The organism is Vreelandella boliviensis LC1, from assembly GCF_000236035.1.
In the GTDB taxonomy this organism is placed as follows: Bacteria; Pseudomonadota; Gammaproteobacteria; order Pseudomonadales; family Halomonadaceae; genus Vreelandella; species Vreelandella boliviensis.
The window spans coordinates 693,733-708,226 of sequence record NZ_JH393257.1 but is presented as its reverse complement, the minus strand read 5'-3'; the positions used below and the strand labels follow the sequence as shown (position 1 = coordinate 708,226).

The 14,494-nt window shown below is 58.2% G+C and carries 14 protein-coding genes; 2 read left to right on the top strand and 12 right to left on the bottom strand.

Translation table 11 applies throughout. The features are described 5' to 3' along the window. Window positions 1-6 precede the first annotated feature (6 nt). The gene (locus KUC_RS03040) at window positions 7-720 is read left to right on the top strand and encodes an SIR2 family NAD-dependent protein deacylase (protein WP_007111623.1); all 714 of its coding nucleotides are present in this window, start codon (window positions 7-9) and stop codon (window positions 718-720) included. Here KUC_RS03040 and bioA read toward each other — a convergent pair. Genes bioA through bioB form a run of 6 tightly spaced genes read right to left on the bottom strand, consistent with a single transcriptional unit; the run spans window position 717 to window position 6,434 of the window. Then, on the bottom strand, window positions 717-2,012 hold the full coding sequence (bioA, locus tag KUC_RS03035) for an adenosylmethionine--8-amino-7-oxononanoate transaminase (protein WP_007111622.1): 1,296 nt from the start codon (window positions 2,010-2,012) through the stop codon (window positions 717-719). The genes KUC_RS03040 and bioA overlap by 4 nt on opposite strands. After that, window positions 2,009-2,698 (bottom strand): dethiobiotin synthase, encoded by a 690-nt coding sequence (gene bioD, locus KUC_RS03030; RefSeq protein ID WP_007111621.1) that lies wholly within the window; start codon window positions 2,696-2,698, stop codon window positions 2,009-2,011. The genes bioA and bioD overlap by 4 nt, the downstream gene beginning before the upstream one ends. After that, the gene (gene bioC, locus KUC_RS03025; protein WP_007111620.1) at window positions 2,695-3,477 is read right to left on the bottom strand and encodes a malonyl-ACP O-methyltransferase BioC; all 783 of its coding nucleotides are present in this window, start codon (window positions 3,475-3,477) and stop codon (window positions 2,695-2,697) included. Before bioC ends, bioD begins: the two co-directional genes overlap by 4 nt. Further along, window positions 3,474-4,214 (bottom strand): alpha/beta fold hydrolase, encoded by a 741-nt coding sequence (locus tag KUC_RS03020; RefSeq protein WP_007111619.1) that lies wholly within the window; start codon window positions 4,212-4,214, stop codon window positions 3,474-3,476. Before KUC_RS03020 ends, bioC begins: the two co-directional genes overlap by 4 nt. Beyond that, the gene (bioF, locus tag KUC_RS03015; protein ID WP_007111618.1) at window positions 4,196-5,353 is read right to left on the bottom strand and encodes an 8-amino-7-oxononanoate synthase; all 1,158 of its coding nucleotides are present in this window, start codon (window positions 5,351-5,353) and stop codon (window positions 4,196-4,198) included. Before bioF ends, KUC_RS03020 begins: the two co-directional genes overlap by 19 nt. After that, window positions 5,346-6,434: a biotin synthase BioB gene (gene bioB, locus KUC_RS03010; RefSeq protein WP_007111617.1), complete on the bottom strand. Its 1,089-nt coding sequence runs from the start codon at window positions 6,432-6,434 to the stop codon at window positions 5,346-5,348. The genes bioF and bioB overlap by 8 nt, the downstream gene beginning before the upstream one ends. A 179-nt stretch (window positions 6,435-6,613) precedes the next feature. On the opposite strand from bioB, the gene KUC_RS03005 reads away from it, so the two are divergent. Then, the gene (locus KUC_RS03005) at window positions 6,614-7,453 is read left to right on the top strand and encodes a tRNA-uridine aminocarboxypropyltransferase (RefSeq protein WP_083825738.1); all 840 of its coding nucleotides are present in this window, start codon (window positions 6,614-6,616) and stop codon (window positions 7,451-7,453) included. Here the strand turns inward: KUC_RS03005 and KUC_RS03000 are convergent. The 6 genes from KUC_RS03000 to fmt form a co-directional block, all read right to left on the bottom strand. Further along, on the bottom strand, window positions 7,388-8,677 hold the full coding sequence (locus KUC_RS03000; RefSeq protein WP_007111616.1) for a TraB/GumN family protein: 1,290 nt from the start codon (window positions 8,675-8,677) through the stop codon (window positions 7,388-7,390). The two genes, KUC_RS03005 and KUC_RS03000, sit on opposite strands and share 66 nt — an antisense overlap. Window positions 8,678-8,797: 120 nt before the next feature. Beyond that, entirely contained in the window at window positions 8,798-10,246 is a 1,449-nt protein-coding gene (locus tag KUC_RS02995; protein ID WP_007111615.1) for a TrkH family potassium uptake protein, read from the bottom strand. Between the two features lie 52 nt (window positions 10,247-10,298). Then, window positions 10,299-11,672, bottom strand: a complete 1,374-nt coding sequence (trkA, locus tag KUC_RS02990; RefSeq protein ID WP_007111614.1) for a Trk system potassium transporter TrkA — start codon at window positions 11,670-11,672, stop codon at window positions 10,299-10,301. Window positions 11,673-11,848: 176 nt separating this feature from the next. Further along, a complete protein-coding gene (locus KUC_RS02985) occupies window positions 11,849-12,055 on the bottom strand; it encodes a dodecin (protein WP_007111613.1) in 207 nt (68 codons plus the stop codon). A 65-nt stretch (window positions 12,056-12,120) separates the two neighbouring features. Further along, entirely contained in the window at window positions 12,121-13,458 is a 1,338-nt protein-coding gene (rsmB, locus tag KUC_RS02980; RefSeq protein ID WP_007111612.1) for a 16S rRNA (cytosine(967)-C(5))-methyltransferase RsmB, read from the bottom strand. After that, window positions 13,455-14,471: a methionyl-tRNA formyltransferase gene (gene fmt / locus KUC_RS02975; RefSeq protein WP_007111611.1), complete on the bottom strand. Its 1,017-nt coding sequence runs from the start codon at window positions 14,469-14,471 to the stop codon at window positions 13,455-13,457. Before fmt ends, rsmB begins: the two co-directional genes overlap by 4 nt. Window positions 14,472-14,494 lie beyond the last annotated feature (23 nt).

The window sequence follows — 14,494 nt, the reverse complement described above, 5'->3', positions numbered from 1 at the left end:
GTAATCATGGCAGCAAGCCCGCATTTGGTGGTGTTTACTGGCTCGGGGATTAGCGCCGAGAGCGGGATTAAAACCTTTCGTGCTAGCGACGGCCTGTGGGAGAACCATCCGGTCGAGGATGTGGCCACCCCCCAGGCGTGGCAACGCAATCCGCAGCAGGTGTTGGAGTTTTATAATCAGCGCCGCGAGCAGATCCGTCGCGCCAAGCCTAACGCCGCCCATAAAGCGCTAGCTGCCCTGGAGCAAGGCGGCTTTAGCGTCAGTATCATTACCCAGAATATTGATGACCTGCACGAGCGAGCAGGCTCCCGCCAGGTGCTGCACTTACACGGTGAGATTTTAAAAGCGCGCTCCACCATCGATGAGCGTATGCGTTACTTGTTGCCCAAGGGCGGTATTGAGCTGGGTCATGTTTGCGATAAAGGCAGCCAACTGCGTCCGGATGTCGTCTGGTTTGGAGAGTCGGTGCCGCTGTTTGAAGATGCCTGCGAACTCGTTAGTCAGGCTGATTTTCTACTGGTGGTCGGTACTTCGCTGGCGGTCATGCCTGCGGCATCGCTGTTATCTTACATAGACTACGATACGCCCTGCGCACTGGTCGACCCGGAAGCGGATAGGCTTAGTCCGCCAGGTGTGCTGGCGATTAACACCACCGCCGGTGAGGGCGTTCCAGCGTTGGTAAATCGCTGGAAGCAGCAGGGTAATCTTTTGCTTTACTAAACTGGTGAGTGATCCAGAAACCATGCTTTCATGACGTCGGTAATCTTCACCATCTCCGCTTCAGAGGTGATGTAGGCGGGCATGGTATACAGCCAGCGGCCAATGGGGCGCAGCCAAACGCCGCGCTCGCGGGCGAAGTTGCCTACGCCTTTTAGCGCCTCGGCGGAGTGCGCTTCAATCACCGCGGTGGCGCCCAGCACCCGAACATCGGCCACGGTCGGATGCGCGTTCAGCGCTTGATCTTCAATTAGCTCACGCTGCAACTGCTGGCTGAGTGTCGCAATCTTGCCCAGGTAATTCTCTTCCTCAAAGACGCGCAGACTCTCCAGCGCCACGCGGCATGCTAACGGGTTGCCCATAAACGTCGGCCCGTGCATAAAGGCGTGGTGTGGGCTGTCGCCGATAAAGGCGTTGTGGACGCGATCCGTGGCAAGTGTGGCGGCGTGGCCCAGATAACCGCCGGTCAATCCTTTGGAGAGCACCATGATATCCGGCGTGACACCCGCGTGGTCGGCGGCAAACAGCTTGCCGGTGCGGCCAAAGCCGGTGGCCACTTCGTCGAAAATCAGCAGCACGCCAAACTCATCGCACAGCTTACGAGCGCCGCGTAAGTAGTCCGGCGAGGTCATATTGAGCCCGCCTGCGGCTTGCAATAGTGGTTCCATGAGCAGCGCGGCTATCTCGTCATGATGGCGCTCAAGCACCTCACGCAGGGCGCTAAGGTCGAGTTCTACCTGATCAGGCGTGGCATCGAAAGGGGCCTTGGGGGCCTGGGCAAAATGGTGTTGGGGCAGCAGGCTGGCGAACAGACTGTGCATGCCCTCTTCCGGGTCGCATACCGCCATGCAGCCCGTGGTGTCGCCGTGGTACGCCTTCATCAACGAGAGCATTTTTTGCTTACCAGGATTGCCGGTGAGTACCTGATACTGCAACGCCATCTTCATCGCTACTTCCATGCCTACCGAGCCGCTGTCGGAATAGAACACGTGATTCAGCCCGTCAGGGGTAATGCGCACCAGCTCACGGGCTAATTGATCAGCAGGTTCGTGGGTTAAGCCACCGAGCATCACGTGGCACAGCTGGCCTGCCTGTTCGCGAATGGCTGCCACCAGGCGCGGGTGTCCGTAGCCGTGGATCATGCACCACCAGGAGCAGGTAGCGTCCAGCAGGCGTTCGCCGCTCTCAAGCACGAAGTGAGCGCCGTCACCGCCTACCACTTTGGGCGCGGGCGTCTGGGTTTTTAGGTGGGCATAGGGGTGCCAAACATGGCGGTGCCAAACCGGTGTCGTCATAACGGCTCCAGGGAGAGATAGGGGGCAGCAGTAGCGGCGCTGGGGGTATCGAGATGAGGGATAATGCCTAAGCACGGAGCTGCCAGTTTGGTATTGAGATGCGCGATGTTGGCTTCAAAACGGGCAGTGTCGGCGGCAAAATCGGGATCCACCACGCTGCCCGCCCAGCCGGCGAGTACCAAGCCGTCGGCTCGGATGGCTTCGGCCGTTAAGCGGGCATGATTTAAGCAGCCCAGCTTTAAGCCGACGACCAGAATCACCGGTAGCTCAAGGGCGATCGCCAAGTCGGCAAAATCCTCATGGTCGTTTAATGGTACACGCCAGCCACCAGCGCCTTCAATTAGGGTGAAGTCCCTGGGTGTTTGGCTAAGCGTTTCACGCAGAATATCGGTGATAGCGCCGACTTCCAGCGACTGGCCTGCCTCTAACGAGGCTAAATGAGGCGCAATGGCAGGGGCAAAGGCGATGGGGTTAACCGTGGTGTAGTCGACCGATGGAACGGTTTGCGCTTGCAGGGCGAGGGCATCGCTATTGCGCAGCCCGTCAGGCGTTGCCTGGCTGCCCGAGGCAATGGGTTTTAAACCCAGCGTGCTCAACGGCTGTTGTTGGGCGGCGTGCAATAAGCCGCTGGTCACTAATGTTTTACCCGCATCGGTATCGGTGCCGGTGACAAACCAGAAGTTCATAGCGATTTTTCCAATTGCAGTGTTAAGCAGTGGTAGCTCACCGGTAGACCTTCCGGCTGGCGAAGTTGCTCATAGCGCGCTTGTGCGGCGGCGATATCCGCTCGGGTAAGGCGAGTGTTTGGTCGGGGAAGCTGTGCACCCACCCCTTTAATGGAGGCCATCACGGCTTGCAAATCGGGGTAGTAAAAGCACTCAACGGTGGCCGTTTGTTGGCTGGCGGTTAAGCCGCTTTTAGCTATCGCTCGTTCGACGCTTGCTTGATTGGGTGTTTGCAGCAGCGCTTCGGGGCGCTGCCAGGCAATGGCGATTTCTTTCAGAGTGCCGGGTAGTAGCGTGGTGATATGCGCCTGCCCACCAGGGCGAAGCACGCGGTAAAGTTCCACCATCACTGCGTCGATATCGCGGCACCACTGCAACGCCAAGTTAGAAAACACCAGATCAAAGGCATGGGTACCAAACGGCATCGCCGCCGCATCGCCTTGTTGCCAGTGTATAGCGTCACCATAGCACTGGCGGGCTTGTGCCAGCATACCGGGGGCTAAATCTAACCCAGTGATCTGGGCGCCGGGGTAATGTTCAGCCAACCGCTGAGTCCAGTAACCGGTGCCGCAGCCCATATCGACTACGTTATAGGCGTTGTCGGGTAGCGAATCCCACAGCCGTTGACCTATTTGGCGCTGTGCGCTGGCGAGCGCATCGTAGCGGGGGGCGGCCCGGGAGAAGGCGTGAGCAACCCGCGTCTGCCAATTAGCATCACTGTTCGCCGTTAGCGTGTTCATAAAACCGCCATGCGGGTGCTGGCCATCTGGGTGGCATGATGGGCAATTTTCGCAGCGAGTGCCTGGGGCTGGGAGAGCATCGGGCAGTGGCCAACACCGGTTAAAAGCTCACTAGCGCGGCGCTGGGCAGGGCCGATTAATGGATCGTGTTCCCCTGTGAGCCGTGCAACTGGGCAAGGGGCCGCCGCTAGGCGCTGGCGGTTATCAATTGATGCCAGCCAATCCAGGCCAGTAGCGAGCGTGGCGCTGTCGGCGGGTAGCGTGTCGCCCAGCAAGTCATGCAGTTGGCGGAAAGCCTTGCGAGGGCTGGGCTCGCCTTGCGCCTGCCAGCGCAAAAAGTGCTGCCAAGTCGCGGTGGGTTCGCGCTGAAAGGCACGTCGAAAGGCGCTTAGCTCGGCAGAAGTGACGCCGTCGGTAGCGCAGAAGGTGTTACCGGCACCGAGTAGCATTAGCCCGCGTGGTGGGGGGAGCTCCTCAAGGAGTGCCGCTGCCAGTAACCCGCCTAGCGACCAACCTACCCATACCGCATCACTGGTTAACGATTCGGACATTTTCTCCGCCAACTCTGTCAGCGTGGCATTTGCTCCGAGCGCAGGGGCGTCGCCGTAGCCAGGCCAGTCGACTGCTTGGGCAGTCAGGTGAGCAGCCAAGTGGGCAGGCCAATGCGCCTGCAGTGGCTGCCAGATACGCCGGTCGATTCCCCAGCCGGAGAGCAGTATTAAACGCAGGGGCTGCATAACGCCTCTTGGTGCTGGCAGTGGTTGAGCGCGGCTAACAGCTGGTCAATATCGCCCTGTTGGTGGCGAGCGCTTAAGGTAATACGCAGACGGGCCTCGCCTTTGGGCACCGTTGGCGGACGAATCGACCCTACCTGTATGCCTTGATGATGAAGCTGCGACGCCCAGCGTAGGGTGCGCGTTTCATCGCCTAATATCAGTGGTTGAATGGGGGTGGCCGATTCGCTGAACGGTAGCCCCAAGCCCAACGCTTCGTGGCGAAAGTAAGTGATATTGGCGTTTAGCTTGGCGCGGTATTCAGGCTCTCCCTGAACGATCTCTAGTGCTTTGAGAGTGGCAGCGGCAATCGCCGGGGGCTGGGCGGTGGTGTAGATATAGCTACGTGAAAACTGAATCAAGTGATCGATTAATTCGGCATCCCCGGCTACAAAGGCCCCCGCGGTGCCCAGTGCTTTGCCTAAGGTTCCAACCAAAATCGGCACCTCGGCGCTGCTCAAGGCGCTACCCACGCAGCCGCTGCCATTGTCGCCCAGCACGCCCACGCCGTGGGCATCGTCGATCATTAGCCAGGCGTTATGGCGTTGGCTGACAGAGACTAAACTGGCTATGTCGGCGATATCGCCATCCATGCTAAAAACGCCATCGCTGACCACCAGTTTATGGGCGTACTCGCTGCGCCCCAGCAGGTTTTTCAGATCGCTTGTGTCGCAGTGATGAAAGCGCCGCGAACGGGCGCCACTTAAGGCGGCGCCATCGATGAGCGATGCGTGGTTAAGGCGGTCTTGGAAGATAGCCGTATGGCGGTCAGCCAACGCTTGCAGTACACCAAGGTTGGCCATGTAGCCGGTCGAAAACAGCAGCGCACGTTCTCGGCCTGTCCAGCGTGCCAAGGCGTCTTCCAGTGCGTCGTGAACCGCCAAATGGCCACTCACCAGATGCGATGCACCGGCGCCCGCGCCGTAACGACGTGCGCCTTCCGCTTGGGCTTCGCTGACTCGTGGGTCTTGAGCCAGGCCCAGGTAGTCGTTTCCAGCAAAGTCGAGCGCACTAACTTCCATGACTCTGCGGGTTCGCCAGCGATTTGCCTGCTGGCGACTTAGGCGGGCATCGGCTAAGCGCTCTCGCCACGCTTTAGACACTAGCGTCTACCGCTAGCTCGGCAACGCGTTCGGCATGCACCTGCTGCTGTGCCTGTTGAGCGAGGCGCGCTGCTTGGCTGTCTTCGCTCTCACACGTTTCGCGTTTTTCTGGGTGCAGCCCCAGCTTGGTAAACAGCGCACGGTCGCGATCCGCCTGGGGGTTGCCGGTGGTGAGCAGTTTGTCGCCGTAGAAGATCGAGTTGGCACCTGCCAAAAACGCCAGCGCCTGGGTCGATTCGTTCATCTGCTCACGGCCAGCGGAAAGCCGCACGTGGCTCTGGGGCATCATAATGCGGGCGACCGCAATGGCGCGGATAAACTCGATGGGATCTAAATCTTCGACATTTTCCAACGGCGTACCGGGTACCTTCACCAGCATATTGATCGGCACGGATTCCGGGTGCGGCGACAGCTTGGCCAGCTGTTGCAGCAGGGCGCTACGATCTTTGGCGTCTTCACCCATGCCAAGAATGCCACCAGAACACACTTTCATTCCCGCATCGCGAACGTTGGAGAGGGTTTCAAGCCGGTCGCTGTAGGTGCGGGTGGTGATGATTTCGCCGTAGTACTCCGGCGAGGTATCCAAGTTGTGGTTGTAGTAATCGAGCCCGGCGGTGGCCAGTCGGCTGGCCTGCTCGCCGTCGACCATGCCCAGCGTCATGCAGGTTTCCAAGCCCACGGCTTTTACCTGACGCACCATCTCTTCAACCAGCAGTAAGTCTTTGTCCCGGGGGCTGCGCCAGGCTGCGCCCATGCAAAAACGGCTGGCGCCGGCTTCTTTAGCCGCCTTGGCTTGCTCAACGACTTTTTCGATTTCCAGCAGCTTCTCTTTCTCTAGCTGGGTATTGTAGTGGCCAGACTGCGGGCAGTATTTGCAATCTTCCGGACAGGCGCCAGTTTTGATCGAGAGAAGGGTAGAGACCTGCACCGCGTTAGCATCGAAGTGAGTACGGTGAACCTGCTGTGCTTTAAACAGCAGGTCATTGAACGGCAGTGCGAACAGAGCGTTGATCTCGTCTAGTGTCCAGTCGTGACGCTGTGGATAGCCTGTTTCAGTGCTTTGCTTATGGGGCACGGTCATGGTGTAAACCTTTATACCTTTAATAGTTGACGAGACTTTAGCGGCGTTGCGCTTTGGGTGTCAACGTTGGAAGGTTTTTAGGTTTACGGTGGTGGCGGAAACATTCGTCAAAAGACGGCACGCTCATTTATACTCTGCGCCCTTTTCGTTGTTAGTTGTTTCCCTCTTCTGGAGCGCGGATGTCAGCTTTTGATAGCCCTGTTGATAAAAGCCCTGTTGATAAAAGCTCTGTGAATGATCGTTCTGTTGTTGGTTCTGGAGACAGTCTAACCAGTGAACATTCGCGTCCGCCACGCCGCGAGTTTAAAGCGCGGGGCAGTTTTGTAACGCGCTGTGATAACTGCCAGCTACCCGTACTGAACTGCCTATGCCCCTATCAGGTGAAGGCGGAGAGCCATGCCCAGGTATGGCTGTTGACCCACCCGTTGGAGCACTTTAAGCCGACCAATACCGGACGTTTGATTGGCGATGTGATCACCACGACCCAGGTATTTACCTGGTACCGCGTGGCGCCGGATGCCCAGTTAGCCGCGCTGCTAAAAGACCCGCGTTATGCGCCCTTTGTGATTTTCCCGGACGATCAGCCCGACTATGCGGATCGGGTGGTCGGTATAGAAGCAGTGCACGCGGCGAAAGCGCAGGCGCGTATTCCGGTGTTTATCATTCTGGATGGCACTTGGCGCCAGGCGCGGCGCATGTTTCGTAAAAGCGCCTATCTAGATGCTTTACCCGTGCTGCCATTGAGAACCGAGCGCGAGACGCGCTACCGGCTGCGCAAACCGGCGTCAAAAGCGCACTTATGTACAGCGGAAGTGGCTATCGAACTGCTGCGTCAGGGCGGGGATACCACCGCTGCTGCCGTGCTGGATGACTACTTTGAGGTGTTTAACGATAGCTACGCGGCGAGTCGATTGCATCACAAAATCGACCCGCCTACTGCGGCGATGCGGCGCCTAGCCGCCAAACAGTGCACCGGCGATTCTGAATCCGGCCACCCAGGTGCCCACAGCGGAGCCTAGCGTGGCGAGAATAAACACCAGCAGGGTGCGCGATACGCGGTTTTTCCACCACCCTTTCAGCTGGGTGACATCGTGGCGCAGCGATGAAAAATCGCGCACTTTGGGTTTGCGCATAAAGAGCTCAACCCCGGCGGCTACGAAGCCAGCACCGATGGTGGGGTTCAGTGAAGTTAGCGGAGCGGCAAAGAAGGTGGCAATCACGGTCACCGGGTGCGCCATGGCGATAATCGTCGCACCGCCAGAGAGTATGCCGTTAATCAAGAACCACTCAAGCACCAGTTGCCAGCCAAGGTCGGTGTTGCGCGAAAAACCAATCGCAAAGCCGGTAAGCACTAAAACGGTAATTAGCCACGGCAGCGCTTTCCAAAGTTTGGACGGCGGCGGGGTGGCTTCCAGCGATTCACGCTCCACTTTGGGGTCGGCGGGCAGTGGGGTCTCAAGGTGTTCGCCGGTGCCTTTGAGGTGGCCAGCACCAAGCACCACTAATACATTCTGGTAGCGCCCCGGCGGCGCGTCTTCGGCCAAGCGTAGCGCCATATAGCGGTCGCGCTCGCGTATCAGCGGGGTATACAACGCTTCCGATTCAGCGGCAAACTCGCTGAAGGTGGCTTCCAGCATATCGCCTTCTTTGAGCTTTTCGATATCTTCCTTAGAGACATCCTGGCGGGAGAGCACGCTGCCAATCAGGCCGGAAAACAACGAGAAGCGCTGCCACCAGGGCACATTGCGGTAAATGCGTTTCAGCGTCACGCCTACATCCCGGTCGACCAGTAGTAGAGGGAGCTGGAGACGGCTAGCTTCCTCAACCGCCGCACGCATTTCCGCCCCAGGCTGAATGCCGGATTGATCGGCAATCCGCTGCTGAAACGCGCCCAGTGCCAGGCTCGCGGCGACCATGCCTGCTTTGCCTTCTTTAAAGACTTGAAACAGATCCTGCTCGCCCATGGCATCGGGATTGGACATGCTGTGGTGGCGGGCGTCACATAACTCAATGGCCACCGCATCAAAGGCACCGCTGTCCATCAGCCTGCGCACGTCGTCGGCACTTTCCGCCGATACATGGGCCGTGCCCAGCAGCGTGTAGCGTGTATCGCCGACAGTGATCGTTTTTAGCGGCCCGCTAGTGGCTGGAAACGCGGTGGGCGTTGCCGCCAATGGCCCCGTTTTTTCATGAGACGTGTCTTCATGAGATGTTTCTTGGTGAGACGTATCGTCGTGGTTCATTAACAGCTCTCAAAATCTATAAGTGGGACTGGTGTGAAGTGTTTATGTGAATGACCGATGTTAAGGACTGTCGTTCAGGACTGTCGTTAAGGACTGTCGTTAAGGACTGTCGTTAAGGACTTAGCGCCGCCAGAAGGCGGGGGTAAACAGCACCAGTACCGTAAAAATTTCCAGGCGGCCGAGCAGCATGGCCATGACCAATATCCATTTCGCCAGGCTGGGCATGTCGCCATAGTGAGTGTGGGATTCACCCAGCGCAGGGCCGAGGTTGTTAAGCGCTGACCCTACCGTCGACCAGGCGGTGACCTGATCAACCCCGGTCGCCATTACCCCCACCAGCATTAAAAAAAACAGCAGTACGTACACCGAAAAGAATCCCCATACCGCCTGGGCAATGCTGTCGGGAACGCTGACCTTGCCCACTTTGACCGCAATCACCGCGTTGGGGTGGATCAGGCGCATAATTTCGCGCATGCCCTGTTTGATGATCAAAATAATCCGTATCACCTTCATACCACCGCCGGTAGAGCCAGAGCAGCCCCCCACGAAGGCTGCCACAAACAGCAGAAAGGGCAGGGCTCCTGGCCACATGGAGAAGTCAGCGACACTAAACCCCGCGGTAGTGGCAACAGAAACGACCTGAAAAACCCCGTGGCGCAGACCGCGCACGGTGTCATAGGTGTCTGTCAGCCAGAGCGACAGTACGGTGACCACCGCCAGCGCGAGCAAAAAAATCATCAAAAAGCGCGCTTCGGGATCTTGGAAATAGTGCATCAGGCTTTTTTCGCGCCAGGCAATAAAGTGCAAACTAAAGCTGAAGGCGGAGATTAGCATGAAGGAGACACAGATCAGTTCAATCGTGGCGCTATCAAAGAAACCAATGCTGGCGTCGTAGGTAGAAAAGCCACCCAGGGCGACGGTGGAAAAGCTATGACTTAAGGCATCGAACCAGTCCATCCCCGCGAGCATATAGGCAATCATGCAGGCCAGGGTGAGGGTGGCGTAGATATACCACAGCGCTTTGGCGGTCTCGGTAATACGTGGGGTGAGTTTGGAGTCTTTCAGCGGCCCCGGTATCTCGGTACGGTAAAGCGCCATCCCCCCCACCCCTAGGGTCGGCAAAATGGCAACCGCCAAAACGACGATACCCATACCGCCCAGCCACTGGAGCTGCTGACGATAGTAAAGAATCGATTCGGGTAAAAAATCGATGCCGGTAATCACGGTGGCGCCGGTGGTGGTCAAGCCTGAAAACGACTCAAAGACTGCATCGGTGATGCCCAGCGAGCCTTCGCCGAACAGCATCAGCGGGAGGGAGCCGAACAGTGCCAGCACCGTCCAGAACATCGCGGCGATAATAAAACCGTCGCGGATGCGGAGCTCTTTTTGCGAGCGACGATTGGGCAGGTAAAGCAGTAATCCAGTCGCCACTGAAATCGCTATGCCGCTAATAAAGGCATTCCACACGCCGTCGCGAAACCACAGTGAAATCAGCGTTGGGGGGAGCATGGTAAGGCTGAAGAGGATCAGCAGCAGCCCCAAAATGCGCAAAATAACCCGCAGACTCATGGTTGTCGCATGCTCCTGTTATTAGCCGCCAGTGGCAGTGATTCGAGGGTTATCAAAAGAACGTTAAACCAACTTGGAACAGGCGCTCCACATCGCGTATGCGGCGCTTGTCGATGACAAACAGAATCACGTGGTCGCCGCTCTCTACCCTCACATCGCCATGGGCGATGATGACCTCTTTGCCGCGCACAATCGCGCCGATGGTGGTGCCATCGGGCAGGTCGATCTCGCGAATTGTGCGGCCCACCACTTTAGACGATTGTTTGTCGCCGTGGGCGATGGCCTCAATGGCCTCAGCCGCCCCCCGACGCAGCGAGTGGACGTTGACGATGTCGCCGCGGCGCACGTGGGTAAGTAGGCTGCCGATAGTCGCCTGCTGGGGAGAAATGGCGATATCGATCTCGCCCCCCTGCACTAAATCCACATAAGCGGCGTTGTTGATCAGTGTCAGCACCTTCTTGGCGCCTAAGCGCTTGGCGAGCAGCGACGACATGATATTGACCTCGTCGTCGTTGGTCAGCGCACAGAAGATATCGCACTCTTCGATATTCTCCTCTTCCAGCAAACGCTTGCTGGTGGCACTGCCGTGGAGCACCACGGTGCGATCCAGCCGTTCAGACAACGTGGTGCAGCGCTCCAGGCTGTGCTCGATAATCTTAACCTGATGGCTGTGCTCCAAATGCTCCGCCAGTCGCTCGCCGATGTTGCCGCCTCCGGCAATCACCACCCGGCGGAAATCCCGCTCGACCCGCCGCAGCTCGCTCATTACCGCACGAATATCACGGCGTGCGGCGAGGAAGAACACCTCATCATCGGCTTCTACCACCGTATCGCCGCGGGGAATAATCGGTCGACTGCGACGGTAAATCGCCGCCACGCGGGTGTCCACGTTGGGCATATGGCGGCGCAGAAAGGCCAAATCCTGGCCTACCAGCGGGCCGCCATAAAACGCTTTCACCGCCACCAACTGTACCAAACCACCAGCAAACTCCAGCACCTGCAGGGCGCCGGGGTGTTCAATCAGACGACGCACGTGGTCGGTGACCACCTGCTCGGGGCTGATCAATACATCAATGGGGATCGCTTCGTGGGCAAACAGCCCTTTACGGGTTAAGTACGCTGTGGCGCGTACCCGGGCAATCTTGGTCGGGGTGCGAAAAAGTGTATGGGCGACCTGGCAGGCGATCATGTTGATCTCGTCGCTATTGGTGACGGCGATCAACATATCGGCGTCTTCGCAGCCTGCCTGGCGCAGCACAATCGGGTAAGAACCCGCCCCAGTGACGGTGCGAATATCGAGTTTGGTGTGCAGGTCGCGCAGTTTTTTGGCGTCAGTATCAACGACGGTAATGTCGTTTTCCTCGCGGGCGAGGTGTTCTGCCAGTGTGCCGCCGACCTGGCCGGCGCCGAGAATGATGATTTTCATTGCTGAGCATCGGTTCCATTAAAAGCGCCAGCGCGCGATATCGTTAAGACCCAGAGGCGATCTTAGGGCTCAGTCCTGACGTTCAATATGAAAGTTTTCGTTCAGAACATCTATCATGCGCTGCAATAAAGACGGCAGCCAGTGTAAACCAGCCGCCGCCGAAAAGCAGGTGAGGATTACTCCAGCGTAAAGCCAACTTTAACCGTGACCTGCCAGTGGGCCACTTGACCATCTTCAATATGGCCACGGGTGTCGATCACTTCCAGCCAGCGCATGTGCTGAATAGTTTCTGAGGCCTTGGCCAGAGCGTTCTGAACCGCTTCTTCAATACCTTTCTCTGAAGATCCGGTCAGTTCTACATGCTTGTAGGTGTGATGACTCATAGTGTCTCCTTCCTTGTCATAAATTCACTACCCGGTATCAGGTAACGTCTACCTTCAAGCAACGCTTAGGCAGTACGTTTCTCTAGTCTGGCATAAAAAAAGCCATCGTGACTGTTCTGGGCTGGAAACAGCTGGCGACCCGCGCCGCTGGCAATGCCCCAGGCAACGTCGTTAGGCGTAGTGACATGGGCATCAGGGGTGCGGGCGAGAAACGCCTCAATCTGCTCACTGTTCTCTTCAGGTAGAACCGAGCAGGTGGCATACAGCAATGTGCCGCCTTCACGCAGCATGGGCCAAAGATTATCTAATAACTGGCGTTGAAGCTTGGCCAGCGGTCGGATATCGTCTTTGCGGCGCAGCTTTTTGATATCCGGATGACGGCGAATAACCCCGGTGCCAGAGCAAGGGGCGTCGAGCAGAATGGCATCAAACGGCGTGCCGCTCCACCAGTCGCGCTCGGTCGCATCGGCGTGTTCAAGCACCGCCTCAACACCTAGACGGCTGAGCGTATCCTCCACCCGCGCTAAGCGCTGGTTATCGCTATCGATAGCCGTTAGGGCAATATCAAACTGCTCCAGCAAATGGGCCGTTTTACCGCCTGGCGCACAGCAGGCATCGAGTACGCGAGCACCAGGTCGTGGCGCTAGTGAGGGGCCAAGTAGTGCCGCCGAGAGCTGGGCGGCTTCATCCTGAACGCTAACATGCCCCTCTTCAAAGCCGGGCAGCGCAGTCACATCGCAGGGCGTTTCCAGCGTAATAGCATCTGGGGCATGGGGGCATAAGTGTCCGCTCAAGCCCTTTTCGGTGAGCATACCCAAATAGACTTCGCGGTCGTTGTGGTGCTGGTTCACCCTTAATGTCATAGGGCCTGATTGATTGTTGGCATCCATAATATCGCGCCACTGTTCTGGCCACGCCTGACGCAAGGCGTTAAGTAGCCAGGGCGGATGCTCTAGGGCAACGCTCTCGTCCCGGTCTACCTCAGCCTGGAGCGCCTCGGATTCGCGCTGTAGACGGCGCAAGCAACCATTTAAGACGCGGGTGGCCCACTCTTTATTTAGTAAGCGCGCAGCGCCAGCGGTTTCACCTACCGCCGCGTGGGCAGGGATGCGCATGTACAACAGCTGATAAATACCCAGCAGCAACAGTGCCTGAACATCGCTGTCGCGCTTTTTAAATGGTTGCTTAAGCAACAAGCCCGCTAACGCTTCCAGACGCGGTAAGCGGCGGCAGGTACCGAAGCAGAGCTCTTTTAGTAGCCCGCGGTCGCGGGCAACCACGCTGTGCTCATCCAGCCCAGCCAGTGAGCCTTGATCGCTGAGTACCGGGGCCAGCGCGCGGGCTGCAGCGGCGCGTACTTCCTGGCCACTGCCGCCGCTTTGAGGGGAGCGCTTTTGGCTCATGGTGTTTCTCCTTCGCTGGCCTGAGCCGCTGGTTTATCAAGACGAGTGCCAAGATGAGCACCAAGGCGTGTGCCGGTAGCCAGGCGCGCGTGGCGCGCATTCAGTAAGTCACGCACGGCCATCGCTTTACCGCCGGGCAGTTGCGCGCTAGTCACGCACAACACGTCGCGGCCATCGGTGCCGCAGGCAATGCGCAGGTGATCGTCGCCGTGGTCAAGTAGCGTGCCAGGATCGCAGGGCGGATGCTCGCCTTCCTCTACATTTGCCATTAGCAAACGTAGGCGATCATCCCCCAGCGCGCACCAGGCCACCGGCCAGGGGTTAAAGGCGCGAACTTTGCTGGCTAGCTGATGCGCTGGCTGGTCAAAATCGAGCTCGGCTTCCGCTTTGCTGAGTTTGGCGGCATAGGTGACGCCCGCTTCAGGCTGAGGCGTGGCATGAGCAGAACCTGTGGCCAGCGCGTCCAGCGTGTTGATCAGGGCATTGGCGCCTTGAATGGCGAGGCGGTCATGCAAATCGCCGCCGGTGGTGCTCGGTGTAATCGGTGTGCGCACTTCCGTAAGCATCGCGCCGGTATCCAGGCCAGCATCCATCTGCATGATGGTCACACCCGATACGCTGTCGCCCGCTTCGATCGCCCGTTGTATGGGGGCAGCGCCGCGCCAACGGGGCAGCAGCGAAGCGTGAACGTTAACGCAGCCGAGACGCGGTATATCCAACACGGCCTGGGGAAGCAGCAGCCCATAGGCAACAACGACCATAATGTCGGCATTGAGCGCAGCTAGCTCGGCTTGAGCAGCGGGCTCTTTTAGCGTCTGGGGCTGATAGACAGGCAGACCGTGCTCCAAGGCCAGCTGTTTGACAGGGCTGGGCGTTAGCTTACGGCCGCGACCAGCGGGGCGGTCGGGTTGGGTATATACCGCAACCACCTCGTGCTGGCTTTCCAGCAGCGCTGCCAGGCTAGAGGCGGCGAATTCAGGCGTGCCGGCAAAAACAACGCGCAATCTTGACATAGAGAGAGGGCTACCTGACGTAT

Coding starts and splice junctions, on each gene's coding strand:
- KUC_RS03040 (WP_007111623.1), top strand. CDS start 7: ATGGCAGCAAGCCCGCATTTGGTGGTGTTTACTGGCTCGGGGATTAGC.
- bioA (WP_007111622.1), bottom strand. CDS start 2,012: ATGACGACACCGGTTTGGCACCGCCATGTTTGGCACCCCTATGCCCAC.
- bioD (WP_007111621.1), bottom strand. CDS start 2,698: ATGAACTTCTGGTTTGTCACCGGCACCGATACCGATGCGGGTAAAACA.
- bioC (WP_007111620.1), bottom strand. CDS start 3,477: ATGAACACGCTAACGGCGAACAGTGATGCTAATTGGCAGACGCGGGTT.
- KUC_RS03020 (WP_007111619.1), bottom strand. CDS start 4,214: ATGCAGCCCCTGCGTTTAATACTGCTCTCCGGCTGGGGAATCGACCGG.
- bioB (WP_007111617.1), bottom strand. CDS start 6,434: ATGACCGTGCCCCATAAGCAAAGCACTGAAACAGGCTATCCACAGCGT.
- KUC_RS03005 (WP_083825738.1), top strand. CDS start 6,614: ATGTCAGCTTTTGATAGCCCTGTTGATAAAAGCCCTGTTGATAAAAGC.
- KUC_RS03000 (WP_007111616.1), bottom strand. CDS start 8,677: ATGAACCACGACGATACGTCTCACCAAGAAACATCTCATGAAGACACG.
- KUC_RS02995 (WP_007111615.1), bottom strand. CDS start 10,246: ATGAGTCTGCGGGTTATTTTGCGCATTTTGGGGCTGCTGCTGATCCTC.
- trkA (WP_007111614.1), bottom strand. CDS start 11,672: ATGAAAATCATCATTCTCGGCGCCGGCCAGGTCGGCGGCACACTGGCA.
- KUC_RS02985 (WP_007111613.1), bottom strand. CDS start 12,055: ATGAGTCATCACACCTACAAGCATGTAGAACTGACCGGATCTTCAGAG.
- rsmB (WP_007111612.1), bottom strand. CDS start 13,458: ATGAGCCAAAAGCGCTCCCCTCAAAGCGGCGGCAGTGGCCAGGAAGTA.
- fmt (WP_007111611.1), bottom strand. CDS start 14,471: ATGTCAAGATTGCGCGTTGTTTTTGCCGGCACGCCTGAATTCGCCGCC.